Consider the following 24,425-nt stretch of genomic DNA (forward strand, 5'->3'; position numbering starts at 1 on the left):
ACAATGTAGCAAACGACTAATAATGGAGAGTTATGAATTTCTTAGCACACCTGCACATTGCGGATCACTGTCAGAGCAGTCTACTAGGCAACTTACTTGGAGACTTTGTTAAGGGGGACCCCTCAAAGCTCTATAATTCTGATGTTAGCCAAGGGATCAGGCTGCACCGTTTTGTCGACTCTTATACCGACAACCATGCCATCATCAAACTGTGTAAACAGCGTTTCGATCCAGACCTAAAACGATTTGCGCCTATCGCCATGGATATGTTTTGGGACCATTGTCTAGCTAAGCGATGGCATGATTACCACCATCAAACCCTGCAAGAATTTGTTGATAGTGCAGAAGCAAAGATTACGTCTACTGAAGAAGTATTACCAGAGCGTTTTATCAATATGACTTCTCATATGTGGCAAGGACGTTGGTTAGAGTCATACAGTGAACTAGAAAACATACAGTACGCCTTAGAGCGAATGTCACTTAGAAGTATGCGCATGACACCTCTTGCTGATTGTGGAGTGCAACTAGAACAGAATTATCAAGAGTTTTCAGACTTTTTCGCTGAACTCTATCCCGAGGTTCTTGAGCAAGCGATTAAGATCGGGAAGATTTTCTGACGATTTGGCGAACTATGTTTGTCTTGTTTGAACTTAATCTATACCTGACGCGTAGAAGAAATTCTAATGATAAACAGATGGTTATGGGTTTGAAATGAATCGTATTAATCCAGCTAAGTTACGAAACAGCAAATGGACGGCGATTAAACCGCTTAATAGAGAAAAGCACTTTCTGGTGTCAGAAGTCGAGTTTGAAGAGGATGGGACAGTCATGTCGTGCAAGCTTGAAGCCGTGCTGTCTCGTAACGAATATCCGATTGATTGGACAGAGTTAAAAGACAGCGAAAAGTGGCTTCAAGGATGGAAATAGCGGCGTGGTTGAACGTGTGAGCTTACGCCGCATATTTGCTTTGTACACCGAAGCTTTTCTTTAATTCAGCTAAAAATTCTTCATCTTCGCACATAGCTTTTTCTGGCTCGTCACTGATTTTAGCAACAGGACGACCGTTGCATTCAGCCATTTTGACGACAATAGACAGGGGTTGGTATTGCACAGAGTCTTGTTGCCATTTGCCCATGTCATTGGCTAGAAATGTACCTATGCCAAAGCTGATATTTGCACGGCCAGCGAAGTACTCACATATGTCGAGTGCATCCGAAAAGTTTAGTCCGTCGGTGAAAATTAAGATTTTTGACATTGGATCGATACCAAGGGATTGGTAATGCGCGATCATCTTGTCACCCCATTCAAAAGGATTGCCTGAATCATGACGCACGCCAGCGTAGTCATTGGCTCGCTCTACATTGAAGTCCTTTAGAAAGGCATCAATACCAATCGTATCAGTAAGCGCAATACCAAGTTTTCCATTAAACGTAGACTGCCAAAGGTCTAGAGCAACTTGTTGCGACTTCTCTGGTTCCACTAGTGCTTGATGCGCCATAAACCATTCATGTGCCACGGTACCAATTGGCGTAAGGTCTAGATCTTTTGCTAATTGATAGTTGCTTGTGCCACTCATTAGTGCAGGAGCATGTTGCTGGAAGTAGTTCACCACCTCGCGTTGAACCGGCGCGCTAAATCGACGACGGCTACCCATTTCAGAAAACTGAAAATTTTCAATGGAACGTTTCTTCAGTTCGGATTTTATTGCATCGACTTTTTGTTCAAGCGTAGTCGTGAACTGAGAGTAAGGTATTGCGTTCCAACGTTGGCGACTGCGCAGCTCTGAGATAATGCTCATCACCAAGGTTTCGTAAAGAATGGTTTCGTGCCAAATGCCGGTAATGGAAACACTAAGCTGCTCATCAGTCTTAGATACCTTCACTTGGTGCTTAGGAGCAAATGCGAAGTCAGACAGATAAGTGAGGAAGTTGTCATTGAGATAGGGCGCTTGGGTTGTTAAATAAGCAATATCTTCGGTCGTAAATCGACAGCCTGAAAGAGCGTTTATCTCTTTTTCAATAAGGGGTTGGAGGTCTGATAAATCTTCATTCGATCGAACAATAAGTTCGTAACGCACGCGAGTCTGCGGATAATGCGTGAACGCTGCAAACATCATATTGATTTTGTATACGTCTAGGTCGAGTGCGCTTTGAATAATACGATCGTTGAAAAGTGAGCCTGACATCCGGCATTCCTACTGTGTTACTAGGATTGATAAAGAAGTGGCACTCTAGATAAGGCTGAGAAAATTGTCAAATACCCTGTTGGGTGAAGACGCTATTCGTAAAGGACGTGTGTTATCTATTTACTTAAGTATGATAGAGAGTATTACCGATTAAACCCTAGACGAATCGTGAAGGAAGTCACCATGTCTTTGACCACTATACAACTCTTTAAATCCCAAACTGCGTCCATTGATGTGGACCCTCAAAAAGGATTTAGCGAGCTGTGTCCTGATGAATTGCCAGTGCAAGGCGCGTTAGAGATTGTTGCAGAGTTGGTAAACAATCATAGTAAAGCTGCGTTAAAACTGGTTTCTCGAGATATGCACCCTCCTGGTGCCGCTTGGGAGGCGGAAACGCCGGAGCGTATGCTGGAACCCGTTGGACTGCCTGAGGTCGACATCAAATGGAATCCTCACTGTGTGGTGGGAACGGAAGGCGTGGAGTTGCTGCCTGGACTGCCAGCGATTCGTGACTATGATTTTCAAATTAATAAAGGCATCGACCCAGATGCTCATCCTTATGGTGCATTTTATCACGACCAAGCTGATACATTATCAACGGGAGGGATTGAGTTTTTACAATCTAAACGGGTTAAGAATGTGATTGTTGGTGGCTTGGCTCTAGACTTCTGTGTGAAAAAGTCTGTTGAACAGCTCGTCGATGCAGGCTTTGACGTTATTCTGAATTCGGCTTCGACGCGTGCCGTATTTCCTGACAATGTGCAGGAAGTCATTGAGCATCTTGTTAGTCAGGGTGTGACAGTTGTGGAAAACGCTGCCTCCATCCAGTTATTGGATACTTTACATGCCTGAACTAAAAACAATGGGGCTGTTCTTCGTCACTGCAGTGGCGGAGATATTAGGTTGCTATCTGCCTTACTTGTGGTTAAAAGAAGGGAAGTCGATTTGGTTGCTTGTCCCTGCTGCGATTTGCCTTGGTTTGTTCGCCTGGCTTCTTTCCTTGCACCCTACAGCGGCTGGCAGGGTGTACGCCGCGTACGGTGGCGTTTATATTTTCGTTGCAATCTTGTGGCTTTGGCTTGTAGACGGCATTCGTCCAACTATGTGGGATATTGTCGGCGTATCAGTCGCATTACTTGGTATGGCAATTATCATGTTTGCCCCAAGAAACATTTAGTCTAAGTAGCAAGCTGAAAGCAAAGCTTTGGTATATCTGCTCGGTAGTAGCAGTTGTACACCGTTCAAGTAATGATTGATGAACTAAGTTAATAATGGCGTTAACCAATGTCGTGTTATCTGATACACTCGCGACCCCTAAATAATACCTGTTGGCGAATTTATGACAGACAAGACTTTACTTGATGCTTCCGAAGACGTGACTTCGTTTGATTCTTTTGCTTTTAGTAGAACAATTCATCAAAACCTAGCTGCCTTGAACTATGAGTCGCCAACACCTATTCAAGCACGTGCTATTCCACATGTTCTTGATGGCAAAGATATCTTAGCCGGAGCACAAACAGGCACGGGAAAAACTGCGGCGTTTGGGCTTCCTTTGATTCACAAAATTGCTCAAGAACCTAAGGTTCGAGAGTCTAACTCAAAAGTTATTCGCTCTTTAGTACTCACACCAACAAGAGAACTTGCACAACAGGTGTTTGATAGCTTAGTACCGTTAGCAAAAGACACTGGACTTAAAGTAGTTGTTGCTTACGGTGGCACAAGTATGGGCGTACAAACTAAAAACCTAATTGGTGGTGCTGATATCTTGGTAGCAACACCAGGACGCCTTTTGGATCACCAACATAACCGCAATATCACTTTATCTGAATGCGAATATCTAATCTTGGACGAAGCTGACCGTATGTTAGATATGGGATTCATGCCAGACTTGAATCGTATTCTCAAGCGCTTACCAAAAGAGCGCCAAAATATGATGTTCTCAGCAACATTTGAACAGCGTATCAAAACGCTAGCGCATCGTATTATGAATGAGCCCATCGAAGTTCAAGTCACCCCAGCGAACTCGACGGCAGATACCGTAAAACAGATGGTTTATCCCGTCGACAAAAAACGTAAACACGAGCTGCTGGCGTACTTAATTGGTTCCCGCAATTGGCAACAGGTATTGGTGTTTACCAAAACAAAACAGGGTAGTGATGCACTCGCAAAAGAGCTTAAGCTCGATGGCATCAATGCGGTTTCGATCAATGGTGATAAGAGCCAAGGAGCGCGTCAAAAAGCGTTGGATGATTTTAAATCCGGAAAAGTACGAGCATTGATTGCAACGGATGTTGCGGCTCGTGGACTAGATATTCAGCAGCTGGAGCAAGTTGTGAACTTTGAGCTGCCGTATAAAGCGGAAGACTATATCCATCGTATTGGACGAACAGGTCGAGCGGGGCATGCAGGTTTTGCAGTATCGTTAATGAGTCACGATGAGCAGTATCTTCTAGAAGCAATAGAGCGTTTGCTAGATACGCGATTACCACAAGAGTGGTTGGCAGGCTTTGAACCAAGTCCGGCCTCTGAAGTCGAACCTGATCGTGCACCTCGCCGTAAAGGTCGAGGGGCGGATAAACGTAAGATGAAAGCCAAGCTTAAGATTCATGCCAATCGTGGTAAAAAGCGCTAATTTACTTCAAAGAAAATAAGGGTAAGAATTTAACTTCTTCCCTTATTTTTCAGATAGATATCAGTTACAATCCCGCCACTATTTCCTCACGCAATTTTATCGCAAAGTAACCCCATGACATCACCTCAACCCCCCAAAAACCTTCACGATAAATACCATGCACACGTCTACTTTGATCAATCTTCTTTAGAAATGGCTACCGTGTTAAGTGAAACCATTACAGAAAAATTTGGTCTGCATGTCGGAAGAGTACATCAAAAGCCTGTTGGGCCTCATACGAAATGGAGCTTCCAGATTTTGTTCTTTCGTGAAGACTTTGATGCACTTATCCCTTGGCTTGATAGTGTTAGAGGCGAACTCAGTGTTTTAGTACACGCCGACACTGGCGATGACCTTATTGATCACACCACTTATGCATATTGGCTAGGTAAAGAAGTGCCTCTTAATCTTGATGGATTCTAATTTGCGCATTTCAGGCTGGCGTTTTTGGTTCCAACCGTACAATGGATGCCTAGGCGATTAAAGTAGTCGGCAATTTGATTTACCCTTAGTTGAAAGCTGTCACGGTCAAAGACTAGGTCGGCCATCTTGTATGGCAACCCTAATGAGCGGTATTTCTCTTCCCCTAAGCGCATAAAGCTAAGTAACTGCAGCGTTTGTACGCGTCCGTTGAGCTCATTAATAATGAAATCGGCGGTCGCGGCAATATTCTCATCGTCATCGTTGATGGACGGGATAACTGGGATTCTCAATATGATGGGCTTTTCAGTTTTACTCAATGCTCTAAGATTATTGAGGATTTTGCGATTATCAACTCCGGTGTGCGCTTTGTGGCGCTGGCTATCTAGTAGCTTAATATCGGAGATAAATAGATCGGTATAGGGAAGGAGCTTTTCTATTCGGTTCCAGTTAGCAAAGAAACTCGACTCTAAACAAGTGTGGATGTTTTCTTGTTTGCATAACCTAAACATCTCCAATACAAAGTTGCTCTGTAAAAGGGGCTCTCCACCAGACACAGTTACACCTCCGCCTGATCGTTGATAAAAGCCTATGTCTTTGCGGATAGTCTTCATACACTCATCCAAAGTCATGAAACTGCCCCATTGTTTGATTGCTTCTGCAGGACAGTCGTCAGAGCAAGCCATACAGGAAGAGCAAAGATCACGTTTGACCTCAAACAGATAATCATCGGAAAACGTCAACATATTGGGCGATGGACAAACCTCTAAACACGTTCCGCAGTGCTCACGTGAGATGCACTGGTTATGGTAGACCCCAACTTCTATTCTGCGATTAAAACTCTCCGGGTTTCCACACCAATCACATCGTAGAGGACATCCTTTAAGGAAGAATTCAGTTCGGATCCCTGGACCGTCGTGGAGTGTGAAACGCTGTACATTCAATACGGTGGCTTGGTTTGACACAAATAACCTCAATTAAGTTAGAAGCTGGGCGTTGAATGCCCAGCTTGACAGTAGTTGTATTAGGTTATTTGTTAGAACCTAAGCTCGGTGCGTTGAATTAAGTCGTCTTGCAAAGGTTTCCCAAGTTCCACGAAATACGCACTGTATCCTGCTACTCGCACTAACATGTCTCTGTATAGCTCAGGATTTTTCTGAGCGGCGCGCATTTTGTCCGAACTCATAATATTAAACTGCACGTGCATGCCTTGTTTGGAGATGTATTCGTCGATAAAACTGACAAGAATATCTCTTCCTTCAATACCTGAAACGGCGTCTTCTGGAAAACGTAAATTGAGTAGAGTGCCATTGGTTGCCAAGCTGTGGTCTACCTTAGTGACGGAGTTGACGATAGCGGTCGGGCCTTGCGTATCGTGCGAACCGCCTGCGGTATGGACAGGTCCCATGTTATCAGAGATAGGTTCTTCATTTTTGCGACCATCTAACGACGCATTGGTGTATAAGCCCATACCAACATTCGCATTGACGGTGTATACGCCTGGACTAAACTTTCCGCCTCTAGGGTTGATGCGTCCTTTGATATGACGGCAATAGCATTCAAACATAAAGGTGAATAGCTCATCGGCTTCATCGTTGTCGTTGCCATAATGGGGGATCTTGGAGCTATTGACGAGTGCGTACAGCTTTTCATAACCAACCCAATTATTCTTCACAGCATCAAGCAGTTGTTTACCCGTGTACTTCTTGTCATCAAATACTAACTTCTTAATGGTAGAGAGAGAATCGGCGCAAGTGGCTACTCCAGCAGCCTGCGGAGCAGTACCATTATATTTCACACCACCAAATGTCATATCTCGTCCGGTTTCGATACAACCTTCAAAAAACGCTGAGATATAGGGAGTGGGTTTGACCATACGATGAATTTTGTCGGTGACATTTAAGCAGCTACATAATTGATCGCACCAGTACGCAAACTGCTTATCGACACTTTCGAGAACTTGTTCAAATGTTGCGTAAGTTTCTAAACTGCCAGTATCTGGCCCCAATTGCTGGCCGGCATTTGGTCCTGAAAGAATTCGTCCACCATTGATGACCATTTCCATCATTTTTGCGGTATTCACGTAGCCGGCGTCCAACCAACCATACTCTTTGCCGGGGATTGTAGGTTCAACGCAGCCAACTACAGCGTAATTTCTCGCCTCAGCTAAAGACACCCCTTTACCTAACATGGCTTTTATCGCTGGGGTATCATTGAACAATTTAGGGTGACCGTAACCGGCTCTAATGCATTCAATCGTCTTAATCTTGAGTTCGTACGGTGTTTTCTCGTGCATTCGAACGCAGACCCAAGGGTTCATCATTCGAGTATGGGCTGATGCTTCCAACATTAACATTGTTAGGTCGTTGGTGGCGTCTTCACCTTCTGAGTCTACTCCACCCAGAGTTAAGCTTTCTCCACCAAAACCTCGACCATTGCGAACTTTTACTGTGCCTTTATCTTTGAGCTTAGTTGGGTTGTTCATTTTGACGTAAAGCACTTCAATGAGCTCTAGGATAAACGACTTTGATACGGCACGTTCATTGACATCTTTTTGGTAGAAGGGAAGTAACCATTGGTCCATACGACCATAAGAGATAGAGTGACCATTTCCCTCAATTTGGGTCAAAGTAACGGCAAAATTGAATAACTGAATAGCTTGCCAGAAAGACTTTGGAGCACCACCTGCGATTTGCTGACAGTTGAGAGACATGGTGTACAGTTCTTGTTTGCGTTTAGCGTCAGTTTCATGTTCCGCCATTTTAGACGTTAACTGCGCGTACCTTGTAATATAGTGCTTAGCCGCTTCTAAACATACAATGGTCGCTTTGTAATAATCTCGTTTATCGCTATAGTCGGGGTCTTGTTTCGACAATTTCTTTAATGCGGAATTGGCCTGCAAGATAACCCCGTCATAACCAAGCGTCATTAGCTTGGTGAAGTCCATAGCAAAATGTCCAATGCCTGCAAAATGGTAATTGTTGGTCTGGAAGACTTTTTCACCCATATGTGAGCCTTTCTTTTGGTCGTCATCAAGGTGGGCCGTAATGATCTCATTGGCCGTTTTGCCTTTCCAGTATGCGCATAACTCCAAAATTTCGTTTTTATCCTGCTCATTGCGTATATAAAATTGGTCGTTACTTCGTTCTTCAAAAGGAGAGTGAAGGATTTCGTCAATGATCCAGTCAACGGAGAATTCAGGATAAATAGGTGAGGCTTTTGCTGGAGCAGCAATCTCTCCTAGGATTAGTTCGTCATCATAAACGTGCAGTGTGCAGTTATGGAGTATGTTCTGGAAAGCGAAAGCAGTCTGCAGGATACGTGGTAAGGTTTCATTCTCTCGATATGATTCGGTTACAAGACGAAGACGTTCAACGTCGATGTCATACGACCTATCTAGGAAGGTTTGTCTTAATTGATTAACTCGCGGGAAAGGGGACCAATCGGCATGATCCACTTGGTATCCTAACCCATAAACCTTATCAAACTCTTCGATTCCCCTTGCTGACGTGTGCTGATGAGCCTGCGTTTCAAATAACTGCTCCGACTCTAACTGGAAGTGATCCATTGTTTACCTCATAAATTTAAATACGATGAATTCGTTAACAGTTTCAAATCGATACTTCTTTGAAGGCGTCCCTGTTGAAGGTCGATGATTGCTCGTGTTTATCCGCTACCACGGTTTATCTACAAGGATCTGAAGGGAAGGCTGATTCGGATGAGAGCCTCTTAAAAACACCTTCAGTCTTATAGACGCTTTTGAGTGAGCATTTTGTTCAAAACTGTATGGATATGGTCATTATAAGGAGATGGACGTCTTGTTCTGAGAAAATAGTCACACTAACGAATCTAAATGTACATAAAACAACAAAATGTGACACGAGTAATGGTTATTAAATTTCATGAGTCTATAGTGTGAAGAACTTTTAACGGCTGAATAACAGGACATATGGACACCACTTTAATACTCGTTTCGTTGATCATTGCATTAGCGGGTTTCACACAGGGGTTAACGGGATTCGGCTCAGCGTTAGTGTCGGTTCCGTTGCTTTCATTCATTGTTGGAGCTCAAACAGCAGTCCCAATTGCTGGTATTTTTGGCTGGTTAGTTACCTTGCCAATCGTTTGGAAAATGCGCCATTCAATACAACGCCAAACAGGATTGATTCTATTTGCCGGTTCGGTACCTGCGTCTTTTGTTGGTGCTAAGTTACTGGCAACGATGCCTTCCCAGTACATTCTTTTGACTATGGGAATTGTGTTAGTTGCTTCAAGTTTACATTCTCTACGCTCAACTAAGCCTTTGTTTAAAAAGACTTCTGTTCCGGTAACAGTAGGGGCAGGTTTCACTTCAGGTGTTTTAGGTGCTAGCGTAGGTGAATCGGGTCCTCCTGTGATTGCGTATACATCGATGCAGCCTTGGACGGCCGATCAAACCAAATCGACATTGGCTTTCTTCTTTATGTTGCAAATGATTGGTGCCAACGTGAGTTTTTGGAATGAAGGTTTGATAACTGAAGAAGTGTTGTCTTTGGTGATGTCGGCAATGCCAGCGTTTGTCATTGGTTTAACTGGCGGGATGATCGGCTATCATCTTTTACACAAATACAAAATTGACTATCACCGAATCGTACATATCTTTTTATTAGTCATTGGGTGTATGTTAGTGGCTAAAAATGTCCATTTTTGATTATCTAAGTCAATTTAATACTAAGCCCCGTGTATAACGGGGCGTACTAATAAATGACTAAAGCAGGATAGTCTACCTCTCACCAAGCACTTCAAACTCATCATAAGTTAACCGAGACGCACCATCGGTTTGAATTTCCCATAGTTCTTTATGAACAACTCCGAAGGCGTTATTCATTGTCCAGTCTGAGGTCAAAATGTATGACGTTTCTCCAGCCTTTTCCCATTTAGTATTGGTGTAATCAACGTCTTTAAATCCTTGATCAATAATGTTTTGCCAGAATGCCTGTATTGCCTCTCGACCTTCAAATGTACCAAAAGGTTTCGCTACCATTACAGCGTCTTCGGCGTATTGTGCCGCGCAGCCAGCGGCATCCTGATTGTTAAATGCAACTTGCCATGCGGAAATTCCAGTTTTTGAGCGTTCTAAAGCTGATTGAGTCATCGTCATACCTTTTAATTTGGGTTGTGTTTGAGTTAATCATAGAGATAGTATTGACGATGAAAAACAAACTAATTGGAAAGGTATGTTCTGTTAAAGAGAACAATTAAGAGAGCTTATTGTGAATAAACTACGTTTAATGTCTATCTATGTACAAATCATTGAAAGTGGCTCAATAACCAAAGCGGCTGATAAACTCGGTGTGTCTAAATCTGTAGTTAGTTCAGCGCTAAAACAGTTAGAAAATGAGTTGAATACGAGCTTACTAAAACGCACGACGCGCAAGCAGATGCTGACTTCTACCGGAGAGCGTTTTTACCATCAATGCGCTCTCATGCAAGAGCATGCAGAATCTGCGTGGATTGAGGCATCAGAGTCGATGAACACGCCATCAGGAAGACTATCGGTGACAGCGCCACACGCGTTGATGCAGAGTATTGTCATACCTGCGCTCGCTGATACTTTTAATGATTTTTCTGATGTGACGCTGAACTTAGTAAGTGACGATGACCACGTGGACATAATTCAGCAGGATATTGATCTAGCGATTCGTGTAGGCGCATCTGGAGATTCCAATCTAAAACAAAGGAAACTTGGTCAGTTTTCTGACGTCCTATGCCAATCGAAAAACAATGAAGTAGATATAACATCGTGCCAATATGTGGCTCAACATTGGCAACCAGCGCAAATACATCATCGAGAATTAAATACGGAACAAGAGTTAACGTTTGTTCCAGCACACCGTGTCAACACGATCTACGATGCTATTCGCCTAATCGAGAGAGGGTTTGGTATAGGCTTGGTTCCTGAATTTCTACTTGGTGAAAGCATGGCAATAAAACCAGTTGCTGAAATAGAGAAGACGAAACCTAATCCTATTTACTCCTTACACCCTTATCAAGCACATGTGCCTCTTACAGTGTCTATGGCTATAAGTGCGATTGAACAGAGGATAAATACTCTGCTAATCGATAGTTGAATAGAACGCAGCAATATCTTTCAAGTCTTCTTCCGTTAAGTTTTGAAGCTGAGCCTTCATAAGTTCTGCCATCTCGCCTTGGCGCTCGTCATTTTGATACGCTTTCATAGCATTAAACAGATAAAGCGAGTTTTGCCCGTTGAGGTTTGGGTAGTTAGCTTGAGAGGGAGCTCCATTAGGGTTATGACAGAACACACAGCTTGGCGCTTTCATTTCACCTAGTTCTGGATTTCCGAATTCGTTAGCATCAGCAACCGATGAAATAGCCATCAAAGCTATCACGGTAAGTATATTGTTTTTCATAAGAATGTACTCTAGCTCCGTTTAGCAAAATCGTAATGCTTCACCTTAGGTTAACCTCAAGAAATTATTACTTCCCAAGCTGAATTTGTGACACAAAAAAAGGAGAACCTGACGTTCTCCTAACTAATGTTGGATGGGTCGAAACAATTATCCAACTAACTCTCTAACTTTCTGAAGCAATGTGTCAATGTCATCACTCGAAATATCCTTGTGAGTTACGAATCGAATCGGATTACCTGGGGTAATTGTAATGCCGTCTTTAGCTAACGATTCTGCAATAGCATCAATCTTTACCGATTCATCGAGCTTAGCAAAAACAATGTTCGTTTGGACAAAATCGGCGTTTACACTAAATCCAGAAATGTCATTTAGACCAAGTGCGAGTTTTTTGGCATTAGCGTGATCAAGTTTCAACTGATCGACTTGTTCTGTTAACGCAAGTTTTCCTGCCGCGGCTAAAATACCAGCTTGGCGCATACCACCGCCAACCATTTTACGCAGTCGTCTTGCACGTTCGATAAACGCTTTAGAACCAAGAAGTAAGGAACCAATAGGAGCCGCTAAGCCTTTTGAAAGACAGATTGTCATAGAATCAAAATGCTGAGCAATTTCTTTTACGTCCACATCTAATGCCACGGCCGCGTTGTATACTCGAGCGCCGTCTAGATGCAGTTTCAGTCCGTTTTCATCAACAAACTTCCTTGCTTCTGCCAAATATGACAAAGGTAGAACTTTACCGTTGATAGTGTTTTCAAGGCTTAACAATTTAGTGCGTGCGAAGTGGCTATCGTCCGGTTTTATCGCGGCTTTCAACTTAGAAAAATCAAGTGTACCGTCTGGGTTATTCTCAATAGGCTGAGGCTGAATTGAGCCGAGTACTGCTGCACCGCCAGCCTCATATTTATAGTTGTGAGCCTGCTGGCCACACAGGTATTCATCGCCGCGTTGGCAATGTGCCATTAAACCAAGCAGGTTTGCCTGAGTACCAGATGTTGTGAACAGCGCCGCTTCGAAACCATGTCGCTCTGCTGCCCATTGTTCTAATTCGTTGACCGTTGGGTCATCCCCGTAAACATCGTCACCGACAGGTGCATTGGCCATTGCTTCACGCATAGCTGGGGTAGGTTGGGTCACTGTGTCTGAGCGAAAATCCATTGATACTCTCCTAAATGTATCCACATAGCGTGGCTTTGCTTAAGCACGCTATTGTTTTGGCATCCGTGATGCCACCATCGATTATTTTTTGTTGTAATTCCGTTAGTGACATTGTCACTAATTCAATAATTTCATCATCATCGCATTCTAAGCTGCGATTCGGTTTGAGTGATTTTGCAATATACAGATGCTGTATCTCGTCGCAAAAGCCAGCGAGTGGTGTCACCTGTCCTAGAGAAATCATACTACCAGCTTCGAAGCCCGTTTCTTCAATCAGTTCTCTGTGTGCGCAATTTTCAGCATTTTCACCCAGTTCCATCGTCCCTGCAGGAAGCTCTAAAAGCCACTTCTTAAGTGAGGGCCGATATTGATTTAATAGCAGGATATCGCCGGACTCGGTAACAGGAAGGATGACCGCAGCTCCTGGGTGCTTAATTGTCGTGTGCGTAATGCTTTTCTGATTTGGTAATTCAATGTCTTCTTCTACGAGGGCAATGGATTTCCACTGATGAATTGTTCTTTGGGCCATAAAATCATCCGTTGATGGCTAGATATAAAGTACGTAGAAGGTTTACGTAATCACGGTTCAATATGACCATAACGTGACATAAAAGTCGATGGATAATAAGGGGAACGTTTTATTAAATGGCGATCGAAAATGAAAACTAGGGTTTCTTACCTGTAATGCAATGAAAAATTTAGGTATATCAAGAGGTCTACACGGTTGTGAAGTTTATTTATAGGTAACGAAATGCTTGGTGCGGACAGTCTAAATTTGGCGATGATGGTAGCAGAGTCAGGAATTATTGATTCTGCGGTTAGAGACATCATGCAGCAAACAGACCTGTTGGCGATGGGAAGCGATGAGGGACTTAAGCAAAGCTTAACAGCATCAATGGCCAAATGGTCTAAATCTGTTAAACGCAAGCTCGTCAAAGGTCAAGATACCGAGTCTCTGCAATCTGAACTCGAACTTTATCAACGTGCAGTCTATCTAACGGAGCAAGAGTTTGATGATCAATTAAGTCAATTGATTGAGCAGCTCCCTGAAGATTCGCATTTCCTTCCTAAAGCTCGTCAGTTAGCGAGCGATATCGATGCTTTTCCACGATCACTGTTTGCCCGTCAGTTTTGTAAGCAGTGGTATGAAAGCTTAAAACAGGCCGTTGAATCGAAACAACAACAAACGGTTGACCAGCAGAAGTCTAAATTCTTAAAACAGATGTATCAGAAAATCGATACGTTAAAAGATATGGAGAACCTGCAAAAAGGTGGCGAACAGGGCAAATTGGGAAGGCTTTGGGATTTGGCAGGAGCAGAACTAACAAAGCAGGATTGGCGACACATAGAACGTACGGCAGAGTACCTTGAGAATAATCAAGAGCTGAAACATATTGCCGACAAACTAGGACGTATGGCAGAAGAAGTGGATGCTCCAGAGCTAAATAAAGCATTGAGCCACGATGAAGTGGTCGTTGAAGAGAAAACGGACTTTGCGACAGATGATATTGTGGGTATCCACGAAAGTAACGACATCAACAATCTTCTTCCTAATGAGACCATGTATTTGGCCTACCCAGAATTGGAAACCATTTTCTATCAACACTTGGTGGAAAAACGACTGCTAACCTACAAATCAGAAGGTAAACAACGTACGGTTCGTCAATTACATTCACCTAAAACAGCGACGGGTGAAGCAGACAAGGAGAAAGGCCCTATGCTTATCGCGATAGACGTCTCAGGTTCAATGCAGGGTGCTCCGGAAAAATCAGCGAAAGCTATCGCGTATTCACTAATGAAAATGGCCGCACAACAACAACGCGAGTGCCACGTCATATTGTTCTCCTCCACGTTCATTAGTTATGACTTAACAGGGACGGCTGGACTGAAAGAAGCGAGTGACTTTTTGTCTTATACCTTTAAAGGCGGAACCGATCTTGGAAAGGTCTTGAATCACGCTGTGGAACTGATGCAAGGTGAGCAATACAAAAATGCCGATTTGCTGGTGATCTCCGATTTCATCGCACCTAAGCAGGAACAGGAGATTGTCGAAAGAGTAGAGTCATTACGTGGCCGCTACAATCGGTTCCACTCTTTATGTCTCTCAAAATATGGTAACCCAGAAGTTTTAGGGCTATTCGATACACAATGGCGTTATCACCCCAGTCTCGTCGGACAGTTCATTAAAAAACCTACGTTCCAGTTTAATAGAGCAAAACAGGCGCTTTCTCATACTTTCGGCTAATGAGTTCTGGTGTTTGAAGCGACTCTTAGTGACAAAACTCTATAAAAATCAGCTTGATAATTTTAGGTTTGCGGTCATGCTTTAAATAAAGCATGAATGAAAAATCTTGTAACATAATAATAACAAATGTATAAAATCATTTATGCATTCCTGTTTTGTGCACAGAGGTATTGGCATGATAAAGCCCACAGTTGTTTCCCACGCTGATAAAGCGTTGCTATCTGAACGAATTAATAAACTCGCCTCAGCACTTTCCGATGGCGTTTACGAACGAGAAGAGACCATAAAGCTTTGCTTATTAGCCGCCCTTGCAGGAGAAAGTGTCTTTTTGCTTGGCCCTCCTGGAATAGCTAAGAGCCTAATTGCGAAGCGATTGATACAAGCATTTGATAACAGTAGTTATTTTGAATACTTGATGACACGTTTTTCTACCCCTGAAGAGGTGTTTGGCCCTCTTAGTATTCAAGAGCTCAAAGACAACGGACGTTATTTACGATTAACCGAAGGTTACTTACCTACCGCTCAAGTGGTTTTCTTAGATGAAATCTGGAAAGCAGGTCCTGCGATCTTAAACACATTACTAACCGTCGTGAATGAGAAAACATTTAAGAACGGTAGTGATATTGAAAGAGTGCCTATGCGCTTGCTGGTTTCCGCCTCAAATGAACTGCCTGATGAAGACAGCGGTTTGGAAGCTCTCTATGACCGTATGTTGGTACGCATATTTGTAAATCGTATTCAGAATAAACAGAACTTCAAATCAATGTTAACGGTTGGCACGAGTGAAGAAGCGAAGATCCCCGAAGGTTTGGCGATTACCGATCAGGAATATCATCAATGGCAAAGTGAACTTGATAACGTCAAGTTGACTGATTCCGTCTTTGAAAAACTCTATCAACTTAAAACCTTGCTAGAGTCCGCAGCAGAAGAAAACCAAAGCAGACTCTCGGAGTCAGATCTGTATGTTTCCGACCGTCGTTGGAAGAAAGCGGTAAAACTCCTCAAGGCGAGTGCGTTCTTTAATGGTCGCGATAGCGTCAACCCGCTCGACTTACTGCTACTACAAGACTGTTTGTGGAACAGTCCAGAATCACTAGAAATTGTTCGCGATGTTGTTCGTGACTTTGCGTTGAACTACGCCTTTGATCAACAGGAAGTATTCCAACAGATCGAAGAAGGTAAGGAGCAATTGGCTGATATTCAAGATGAAATCGAAGCTGAGTTTGCGATGCCTCTTTCTATGGAATCCACGACGGGGCTGCTTCGAAAAGATGTATACCAATACGATATTAGCAACGCCAAATCATACAAAGTTGGTCCGGCTACGGACCTAGTCAAATTGGTCTTGCTGCAAAGCAACATGTCAGTATCTGAGAGTGAAAAAGGCGATAGCCGCTGGGTCTATGTAGCAAAAGATGAGCTTAGCCGAGCCATCAAAGAAGGTGGCAGTGAGGTGTATGGTTATGTAAACCAAAATACGCATTTGTGCCGCTTGAAGCTTGATATTGACGCTGCCAATAACCTCGTTATTAAAGATATCGCTAATCGCTCTGTTCTAACTACGCTTGTGACCACTTCTGGTATTGACCCCAATTTACTTCAAGGGTGGACGACAAGAGCTGATCAGGTATTAACGCAGCTTACTCATGCAGAATATCACCTTAGACAAGTACGCTCTAACTTCCATGGTGCTCTACCACACGGCTTTATTCAGCAAGAGATACCAACAGAGATGGAAGTGAGCTTACAAACAGTCACGCAAACACTTGAAACGACTAATGCTGAAGCTGAGAAAGCAGTCACCAGAATCAAAGGATTAAATGACTTTTTTGCCTAGAAAGCTCGCTTAGGAACATTACTTGACTAGGAGCTTTGCTTAATTAGATGGCTAGCTGACTTGGTTGAGTGACATCGTAAGATAAAACACCGGAGGCATGGATGCTCGGAGCAGACGGATTAAACTTGGCGCTAATGATTGCCGATTCAGGTCTAATTGATTCGGCAGTTAATGATTTGATGGCTCGCTCTCAAGTTGTTGCGCTCACAGAAAAGCGCGGCGTTCGTTCTGCAGTCAAAGGCCATTTGTTGAAGTGGCGTGGCTCGGTAAAAAAACGTATGACTCGTGTTTGTGAGACTGAACGTTTCCAAAAGGAACTTGCACTCTATCAAGAGGTCATCCACTGGGATGAAGCGACATTTTTTGAACGCATTAATGATGTCGTCAAGCAACTTGAGTGGCATTCTGCATTCTACATGCAGGCGAGGCGTCTGCTAGAAAAAAACAAGTCAGTTAATAATCCCATGTTTCCCCGTTTCTTTTGCGATCTTTGGTACAAGAGCCTAGCGGATGCGATTAAACAAGCCGAGGTCTCTGAGTTAGAAGCAAGTAAAGAGAAGTTTCTCGCCGATTTGTATCAACGAATGGAAACCATGCAAAACATGGATACCGTGACGGAGCAGGGTGATGAAGCTGCTATGGGCCGTTTGTGGGATATGGCCTCAGCGAAACTCACCAAGACTGATCTAAAAGTGATGCACAACCATGCCGAGTTTCTTAAGAAGAATAAGGGACTACAAGAGATAGCAGAACAGCTTGGACGAATGGCAAATGATCAGGATGATCCCGAACTTAATAAAGCACAAGCTGATGATGTTGAGATGGTTGAAGAGCAAAGTGATGAGGCGACGGATGATATAGTAGGCATTCACGAGTCCGACGATCTGAATAAACTGCTTCCTAATGAAACCATGTTTCTCGCTTATCCCGAATTGGAAGTGGTGTTTTACAAACATCTCGCTGATAAACGCTTAATGAACTACAAAACTCAAGGAAAATCACGCACGCTCAAAAAAGTACGAACTAGTAAACCGGATAACAGTAAGGTGGAAATAGAGAAGGGCCCATTTATTGTTTGTATCGATGCATCTGGTTCGATGAGTGGATTTCCTGAGCAGTGTGCCAAAGCAATGGCTTACGCACTGATGCAAATTGCTTTGGCTGAAGATCGCGAATGCTATGTGATTCTGTTTTCTACTACACATATTACGTATGAACTGACTAAGCAAGATGGTTTGCGAGAAGCTGCTGATTTTCTTAGCTATTCATTTCATGGTGGAACTGACTTAGAGCCAGTATTAGTTCAGTCTATCGATTTGATGGGTACTGATACTTATAAAAACGCAGACATGGTTGTGATTTCCGACTTTATCGCGCCGGAACAATCCGAAGAGATGATACAAAAAGTCGACCAACTAAAAGAGCGTAAAAACCGCTTTCACGCCATCAACCTTTCTAAGTATGGCAACCCCGCACTGATGAGTATGTTTGATCATTGCTGGTCCTATCATCCAAACTTGGTGGGACGCTTGATGAAAAAGTGGTAAAACACACTAAGAGATGTGACTGTGAGAACGCTTAGTCCATTAGATCGCTGCTTGATTGAGCATATTGCCGTTAATCTGGACAAACGAAGAGATAAAATCGGTTTTTGTTTGACTAATGTTGAGTAATCCGTAAAGTACGCTCCGAACACGACGGAGCAGCAGCTCAGTGTGTTAATAGAAAGGCGCCTTGGCAGAGTGGCTATGCAGCGGATTGCAAATCCGTGGACCTCGGTTCGACTCCGGGAGGCGCCTCCATTATTCAGAAACCTCGACAATCGTCGGGGTTTCGTTCTTTCTGGCTCTAAGAATTCTCCCTCACTGTACTCACTAACGTTTTGGACAGCTAATTCACCTTGTCTGAGACCTAAGCCTCGAAATCCATTTTCAGCATTGTTAACAGTTTGCGTTTAAGTTAGTCGACGACTATGGTGAGTTATCACTATATTCGTGGAGGTGTTTATGTCTGAAGTCTTGGTTGTTCTCATCATTTTTGGCGCTATTTTTGGTCGAGGTATGCTGCGAACATTTTTCGCTCATCGCGAAAAAATGAGGGCGATTGAACTAGAGAAAGCCATGGAAGGGGCGGAAGGTTTAAATAGCGAGTTGGTACAACAAATAAAAAGCTTATCTGAGCGCGTTGAAGTACTTGAGAAAATCATTACAGACGAAAAATATCAATTGGATCGCAAGATCGCCAACTTGTAAGTGGTGCTGAATTAGTCGATTTGTATGGCCTTCATACTGCTTGGCTCGATATTTAGTCAGTTGATTCATAAAGTTAAAATTTACTGTTGACGCAAAAACTTAATCCGTTAAAGTACACCTCGTTCTCACGGGAAACCCCGATGAAAACGTATGCGAGACTAGCGAGACTGTTATAGGCAACCTTGCCAAGATTAACGTCACACCAAGAGCGTTGAAGAACGGAAACCTAGTGAGTCGCTCAAAATTAAAGTCTTACGGCAACTGCGGTAAGAAAAAGATGGTGTTTTACTATTCAGTAATCGGCATCGCAAGTAATTGCGTGCCCTGGTGGTGGAATTGGTAGACACAAGGGATTTAAAATCCCTCGGCGTTCGCGCTGTGCCGGTTCAAGTCCGGCCCGGGGCACCATCTATTCGCTAATTGTTAGCACACAAATTATGGCGCCTTGGCAGAGTGGCTATGCAGCGGATTGCAAATCCGTGGACCTCGGTTCGACTCCGGGAGGCGCCTCCACTCCCTCTAACCTATCTCTGCGTAGTCATAAATTACGCACAGTTCTGTAGCTCTATTAATTGCCTTACCTCTAATACTCAAATAAACGATAATAAATATCATTACAATTGTATGATCCTCGTCATATCTTTATTGTTCAATATGTTAATAATTAAGATTAATTTAACAGAACATGAAAAGGGAAGGCACATGTTTGCTTGGCTTTTAGTGCTGCATATTTTAGGTGCGTCAATCTGGACGGGTGGTCATCTAATTTTGAGTGTTGTAGTTCTACCTAAAGTATTGAAATACAAGTCACCTGAAATGCTACTTGAGTTCGAGCAGAACTATGAAAAGATAGGAATGCCAGCGTTAGTTATTCAAGTGACTACGGGATTGATGATGTCTTATCAGATCCTTCCTGATGTTAGTTTATGGTTCGATATGTCAATTCCACTAGCTCATGGTATTGCGGCGAAATTGGTTTTGCTTGCTCTAACGGTTACTTTGGCTCTCGATGCGCGTTTTCGAGTAATCCCAAAGCTGTCAAAGGACAATCTTGTAGACATGGCACTTCATATTATTCCAGTAACCATAATTTCTGTTGTATTTGTCTTCGTAGGTGTGTCATTTAGAGTGGGGTGGCTGTCGTAGCTGATACATCTGTCAATCAAACAATAAATTACTTTCCCATATTGCCTGCGAACTTCATTATTGGTTGATGTTTCCAAAACAACGCCGCTTGTAGCAGCTTAATATTTTTGAGTTGAAAATAAGGTCATAACAAAATCTGATCCAAGTCGCCAATTGCAGGTTGAGTTATCATCCTCAAACTCTACGCCCCAGTATCTAAGCCTTTAAAATCTGTAAGATCAAAATGAGCACTGTGTTGCATAATATGGTGCTAAGACTTCCCAGTATGTGATAGTGCTTCAAACGCTCTGTTATTTTATCCGATACAAAAACTTAACATGCATTGTTCACATTTTGTTGAGCATCACTTTTCATAGCATAGAGGGTGAACTAACCGATTTACCCTCAATAATAAAAGGTTGAAAAGTGGACGATAATAAACCGAAGATGACAGTGGTAGCTAAAACGCTTATACCACTGATTTCAATTGTATTACTCGCAGGATGCAATACGAATAGTGAGTCTGGAACAGAGGCTGGTGGCAATAGTGGCGATGTGGATGGCTTGTATAAGGCTGGCGAGAATGAAGTCGTCATCTATTACAAACGTGACTCAGCGGCTCAATCTGGTGACCCGTACGCTGGTTGGGGGTTACACCTGTGGAATGGCGAAGGGTGTGAAAGTACTGACCTAGAAGCAATGAATATTGGTGATAGTGGCACGAGCTGGGATGCTCCATATGGTTATACAGGGGTCAGCTCTACTTATGGCGCTTATTATGTTTTGAAAGTGGACCCAGATGCGTCAGACCCTCATGAATGTATGAACTTTATACTTCACAAAGGAGATGAGAAAGCCTTTGGGAGTGGAAATCACAAGGTTCAACTACGTCAACTTGATGACAGCAAGGGATTATTTGGTTTCCATGGCAGTAGCCAAATTTATTACGTCCCTACTGTAGAGAGACCTGTTGCGATCGATGGGCGCGCCGCTCATTGGTTAGATGGCACCACAATTGGTTGGGAGGCTGCCTCGACAGCAGATACAGTGGTTTTGTTCTACAGCGAAGACGGCAGCATCACAATGAATGATGATAGGTCTATTCGTGGACAAGATGGACACGTTGAACTCACCATTTTTGGTGAGCTGCCTGAGGAACTCAAAGCTCGTTATAAGCACCTAGCGAGCTTGACTGCCCTCAACATTGATGTGAATGCGGAGACACGACATACACTTTTAAAAAAACAACTTGTGATAGTCGCATATAACAAGAGCAAAGAAATTATTACCGCCACTGAGCTTCAAACAGCCGGGGTTCTTGACTCTGTGTTTGCCTCAAAAGATGGGGGTAATGCAATAGCTCAAACACTCGGTGCTATTGTTGAAGGAAACGATGTGACGTTTAAACTCTGGGCACCAACGGCAATGTCAGTGTCGGTAGAAGTTTATAATGAAGATAAGACCCTAGATAGTGTATATCCAATGACTGAAGATACAGATACTGGCATATGGTCCTCGGATGGCGTAAGTGGAGCGCTGAACCAGTTCTATCGTTACGACGTTAAGGTGTACCATCCTACGACGGGTAAAGTGGAGCAGCGATTGGTAACCGACCCATATTCACTTAGCGTGTCTGCAAATTCTCTATATTCTCAAGTTGTAGATCTCGATGATACGTTATTAATGCCTGAAGGTTGGAATGACGAAGCATATTCTCGTCCTCAATTATCTAAAGCTGAGGATCATGTCCTTTACGAATCTCACATACGTGATTTTAGCTTCAGTGATTCTAGAGGGACGGAAGCATTGAATGGTAAGTATTTAGCACTAACCGAAGATACTCGAGAGTCAGTAACACATCTGAAGTCATTGCAACAAGCGGGCTTAACAACGTTGCATGTATTACCTGTGTTTGATATTGCTACGGTTGATGAGGTCAATAGAGTTGATATTACCGATACGGTCGGTGATCTATGTGCTCTTAATGCTAAAGCTGCGGTTTGTTCTACAGCAGATAGTGGGCAGGTCATTGAAGGTTTATTGCAAAGCTATGACCCGGCGAGCGCTAATGCACAGTCTTTGATGAATGACCTACGCATGTATGACAGTTTTAACTGGGGCTATGATCCATTCCATTACACGGTTCCTGAAGGTAGTTATGCTACTGACGCTGAAGGTTCACTAAGAATCAAAGAGTTCCGCCAAATGGTAAAAGCGACTCATGATATGGGACTAAAGTTCGTCATGGATGTCGTATATAACCACACCAATGCCTCTGGCGTAAATGATAAGTCAGTGTTGGATAAAATTGTTCCTGGGTATTATCACAGGCTCAATGCCAATTCCGGAGGCGTAGAAAACTCGACCTGTTGTGACAATACTGCGACGGAAAACTTGATGATGGGTAAGCTAATGGTTGATTCACTATTAGTTTGGGCTGATGACTACAAAGTCGATGGTTTCCGTTTTGACCTTATGGGGCACCAACCTAAAGACTTGATGGTTTATGCGTTAGAGAAAGTGAAAACGATTGATCCTGATACTATTTTCTATGGTGAAGGTTGGGATTTCGGTGAAGTTTCTAATCACGCTCGATTCGAGCAAGCCACACAGCTAGCTATGGCTGGTACTGAAATTGGTACGTTTTCTGATCGATTGCGTGACGCAGTACGTGGTGGTAGTCCTTTTGATGGCGGCGTTAACAGCGATGGCCGCCATGCACTAAGGTTTAATCAAGGGTTTGGTAATGCGGCTTATCCTAATGAAGAGGTAATCGAATCAGTTGAAACAACAAACGATAGACTTCACAACCAAGATATCGTCCGTTTAGGTATGGCGGGCAATTTAGCTGACTATGTTCTCTTGGATTACACTGGTGAGACTAAACGCGGCAAAGATGTGGATTATAATGGCGCCCCGGCAGGCTATACTAAGTTCCCATCGGAGAATATCTCTTACGTATCGAAGCATGATAACCAAACACTTTGGGACAACAACGCCTACAAGATTGCGACAGGGATAGATTCGGCGAAGCGAGCTAGAATGCAGACTGTATCGCTTTCAACCGTAATGTTGGGGCAGGGTATTCCATTTATTCACATGGGCTCAGAGCTATTGCGGTCTAAGTCGATGCAGCGAGATTCCTACGACTCAGGAGATTGGTATAATCGCGTTCGCTTCGATGGTTCAGACAATAACTGGAATGTTGGTTTACCTCGAGAAGACAAAGATGGTGCTAACTGGGATTTGATCAGAAAAATCATAGCCGATCCTAGTGTCAAACCGTCTCAAACGGACATTGAACTAACCAAACAACAATTCTTAGAGTTACTTAAAATTAGAAGTAGTAGTGAGCTGTTCCGCTTAGATAGTGCTGAGGAGGTCATGAAACGAGTCGATTTCCGCAACGTTGGTCAGGGTCAAACACAAGGTTTAATTGTCATGACGATTGATGATGGAACCAGTGCGGGTGCTGATCTTGATTCTGCATATGATGCGGTGGTGGTTGTGGTTAACTCGACGGCAGTTACTAAGGAGTTCAAGATTGAAGGAGCTAGCGGTTTTGAACTACATCCGGTTCAAAAATCGTCTTATGATAGTGAAGTGAAAACAGCCTCATTTAGTAATGAAATCTTCTCTGTACCAGCATTGACAACCGCTGTCTTTGTACTTCCTCAAGGTGAGAGCCAGGGTGTAGGCTTGCCGATAGACAACAGTAATAAAGATGTATCTAGTATCGCACCATTCGGAAGTACTGAACTCTACTTACGTGGATCGATCACGACATGGGATGCCCCTGCGGAAAATTCCAATGCCAAGTTTAGCTATATTGCCAATAATATTTACCAGTTAGATATAGAAGTGCAAACGGGAAGTTTTAATATGAAGGTCGCCGATGCATCTTGGAACGCAGAGACAAACTTTGGTGGCGAAGTGAGTGTTACTTTGGGTGAGGCAAGCACTCTTACTGCAGGTAGCAATGATAATGTCACTATAAATATTGCTGAAGAGGGAAACTATCGTTTCAAGTTGGATGCAACAAATAAAGCCAATCCAACGCTGACTGTAACCAAACTTTGATATTTTTTAGAGTGATCAAATAAGGCAGCATTCGCTGCCTTA

The 24,425-nt window shown here is 43.2% G+C and carries 21 protein-coding genes and 3 tRNA genes; 17 read left to right on the forward strand and 7 right to left on the reverse strand.

Annotated features, from left to right (window positions below; translation table 11 throughout):
* Positions 1-32: 32 nt before the first annotated feature.
* Positions 33-617: an acyl carrier protein phosphodiesterase gene (locus L2W36_RS13565; protein WP_198558980.1), complete on the forward strand. Its 585-nt coding sequence runs from the start codon at positions 33-35 to the stop codon at positions 615-617.
* Positions 618-711: 94 nt separating this feature from the next.
* Positions 712-927 carry a TIGR02450 family Trp-rich protein gene (locus L2W36_RS13570; RefSeq protein WP_006069640.1) on the forward strand — a complete coding sequence of 72 codons (216 nt, stop codon included), beginning with the start codon at positions 712-714 and terminating at the stop codon, positions 925-927.
* A 22-nt stretch (positions 928-949) separates the two neighbouring features.
* On the opposite strand, the gene pncB is transcribed toward L2W36_RS13570, so the two are convergent.
* Positions 950-2,185, reverse strand: a complete 1,236-nt coding sequence (pncB, locus tag L2W36_RS13575; RefSeq protein ID WP_236110265.1) for a nicotinate phosphoribosyltransferase — start codon at positions 2,183-2,185, stop codon at positions 950-952.
* A 183-nt stretch (positions 2,186-2,368) separates the two neighbouring features.
* On the opposite strand from pncB, the gene L2W36_RS13580 reads away from it, so the two are divergent.
* From L2W36_RS13580 to L2W36_RS13595, 4 genes are all read left to right on the forward strand, one after another.
* Positions 2,369-3,037 (forward strand): isochorismatase family protein, encoded by a 669-nt coding sequence (locus L2W36_RS13580; RefSeq protein WP_236110266.1) that lies wholly within the window; start codon positions 2,369-2,371, stop codon positions 3,035-3,037.
* On the forward strand, positions 3,030-3,362 hold the full coding sequence (locus tag L2W36_RS13585; protein ID WP_038227010.1) for a YnfA family protein: 333 nt from the start codon (positions 3,030-3,032) through the stop codon (positions 3,360-3,362). Before L2W36_RS13580 ends, L2W36_RS13585 begins: the two co-directional genes overlap by 8 nt.
* Positions 3,363-3,524: 162 nt before the next feature.
* The gene (locus L2W36_RS13590) at positions 3,525-4,817 is read left to right on the forward strand and encodes a DEAD/DEAH box helicase (protein ID WP_236110267.1); all 1,293 of its coding nucleotides are present in this window, start codon (positions 3,525-3,527) and stop codon (positions 4,815-4,817) included.
* A gap of 114 nt (positions 4,818-4,931) precedes the next feature.
* Complete coding sequence (locus tag L2W36_RS13595) at positions 4,932-5,279, forward strand: DOPA 4,5-dioxygenase family protein (RefSeq protein ID WP_236110268.1); 348 nt, start codon at positions 4,932-4,934, stop codon at positions 5,277-5,279.
* Here the strand turns inward: L2W36_RS13595 and hpfH are convergent.
* Both hpfH and hpfG read right to left on the reverse strand, forming a co-directional pair.
* Positions 5,276-6,241, reverse strand: a complete 966-nt coding sequence (gene hpfH, locus L2W36_RS13600) for a (2S)-3-sulfopropanediol dehydratase activating enzyme (RefSeq protein ID WP_236110269.1) — start codon at positions 6,239-6,241, stop codon at positions 5,276-5,278. The genes L2W36_RS13595 and hpfH overlap by 4 nt on opposite strands.
* Before the next feature lie 71 nt (positions 6,242-6,312).
* A complete protein-coding gene (gene hpfG / locus L2W36_RS13605) occupies positions 6,313-8,844 on the reverse strand; it encodes a (2S)-3-sulfopropanediol dehydratase (RefSeq protein ID WP_236110270.1) in 2,532 nt (843 codons plus the stop codon).
* A gap of 381 nt (positions 8,845-9,225) precedes the next feature.
* Here hpfG and L2W36_RS13610 point away from each other — a divergent pair, with 381 nt between their 5' ends.
* Positions 9,226-9,966 carry a sulfite exporter TauE/SafE family protein gene (locus L2W36_RS13610; RefSeq protein ID WP_006069648.1) on the forward strand — a complete coding sequence of 247 codons (741 nt, stop codon included), beginning with the start codon at positions 9,226-9,228 and terminating at the stop codon, positions 9,964-9,966.
* A gap of 72 nt (positions 9,967-10,038) precedes the next feature.
* Here the strand turns inward: L2W36_RS13610 and L2W36_RS13615 are convergent, their stop codons facing one another.
* Positions 10,039-10,410, reverse strand: a complete 372-nt coding sequence (locus tag L2W36_RS13615) for a YybH family protein (protein WP_006069649.1) — start codon at positions 10,408-10,410, stop codon at positions 10,039-10,041.
* Between the two features lie 118 nt (positions 10,411-10,528).
* Between L2W36_RS13615 and L2W36_RS13620 the strand changes: the two genes are divergently transcribed.
* Entirely contained in the window at positions 10,529-11,386 is an 858-nt protein-coding gene (locus tag L2W36_RS13620) for a LysR family transcriptional regulator (protein WP_236110271.1), read from the forward strand.
* Here L2W36_RS13620 and L2W36_RS13625 read toward each other — a convergent pair.
* The 3 genes from L2W36_RS13625 to L2W36_RS13635 all read right to left on the reverse strand — a co-directional run bounded on the left by L2W36_RS13625 (position 11,372) and on the right by L2W36_RS13635 (position 13,373).
* Positions 11,372-11,689: a c-type cytochrome gene (locus L2W36_RS13625; RefSeq protein WP_236110272.1), complete on the reverse strand. Its 318-nt coding sequence runs from the start codon at positions 11,687-11,689 to the stop codon at positions 11,372-11,374. The two genes, L2W36_RS13620 and L2W36_RS13625, sit on opposite strands and share 15 nt — an antisense overlap.
* Before the next feature lie 147 nt (positions 11,690-11,836).
* Positions 11,837-12,844, reverse strand: coding sequence for a low-specificity L-threonine aldolase (gene ltaE / locus L2W36_RS13630; protein ID WP_236110273.1), 1,008 nt, complete (start codon positions 12,842-12,844; stop codon positions 11,837-11,839).
* Positions 12,845-12,854: 10 nt separating this feature from the next.
* Complete coding sequence (locus L2W36_RS13635; protein ID WP_236110274.1) at positions 12,855-13,373, reverse strand: NUDIX hydrolase; 519 nt, start codon at positions 13,371-13,373, stop codon at positions 12,855-12,857.
* A gap of 222 nt (positions 13,374-13,595) precedes the next feature.
* Here L2W36_RS13635 and L2W36_RS13640 point away from each other — a divergent pair, with 222 nt between their 5' ends.
* The 9 genes from L2W36_RS13640 to pulA all read left to right on the forward strand — a co-directional run bounded on the left by L2W36_RS13640 (position 13,596) and on the right by pulA (position 24,383).
* The gene (locus L2W36_RS13640) at positions 13,596-15,089 is read left to right on the forward strand and encodes a VWA domain-containing protein (RefSeq protein WP_236110275.1); all 1,494 of its coding nucleotides are present in this window, start codon (positions 13,596-13,598) and stop codon (positions 15,087-15,089) included.
* Positions 15,090-15,264: 175 nt separating this feature from the next.
* Positions 15,265-16,926, forward strand: coding sequence for an ATPase RavA domain-containing protein (locus L2W36_RS13645; RefSeq protein ID WP_236110276.1), 1,662 nt, complete (start codon positions 15,265-15,267; stop codon positions 16,924-16,926).
* Between the two features lie 101 nt (positions 16,927-17,027).
* The gene (gene viaA, locus L2W36_RS13650) at positions 17,028-18,473 is read left to right on the forward strand and encodes an ATPase RavA stimulator ViaA (RefSeq protein ID WP_171393435.1); all 1,446 of its coding nucleotides are present in this window, start codon (positions 17,028-17,030) and stop codon (positions 18,471-18,473) included.
* Between the two features lie 181 nt (positions 18,474-18,654).
* Positions 18,655-18,728 (forward strand) — tRNA-Cys (locus tag L2W36_RS13655).
* Between the two features lie 204 nt (positions 18,729-18,932).
* Positions 18,933-19,178 (forward strand): hypothetical protein, encoded by a 246-nt coding sequence (locus L2W36_RS13660; protein WP_006069657.1) that lies wholly within the window; start codon positions 18,933-18,935, stop codon positions 19,176-19,178.
* A gap of 321 nt (positions 19,179-19,499) precedes the next feature.
* A tRNA-Leu gene (locus tag L2W36_RS13665) sits at positions 19,500-19,586 on the forward strand.
* 31 nt (positions 19,587-19,617) lie between these two features.
* A tRNA-Cys gene (locus L2W36_RS13670) sits at positions 19,618-19,691 on the forward strand.
* A 189-nt stretch (positions 19,692-19,880) separates the two neighbouring features.
* On the forward strand, positions 19,881-20,324 hold the full coding sequence (locus tag L2W36_RS13675; protein WP_236110277.1) for a CopD family protein: 444 nt from the start codon (positions 19,881-19,883) through the stop codon (positions 20,322-20,324).
* A 426-nt stretch (positions 20,325-20,750) separates the two neighbouring features.
* A complete protein-coding gene (gene pulA / locus L2W36_RS13680; RefSeq protein ID WP_236110311.1) occupies positions 20,751-24,383 on the forward strand; it encodes a pullulanase-type alpha-1,6-glucosidase in 3,633 nt (1,210 codons plus the stop codon).
* Positions 24,384-24,425: the final 42 nt, after the last annotated feature.

This window comes from Vibrio sp. McD22-P3, assembly GCF_021568915.1.
Classification (GTDB): domain Bacteria; phylum Pseudomonadota; class Gammaproteobacteria; order Enterobacterales; family Vibrionaceae; genus Vibrio; species Vibrio mediterranei.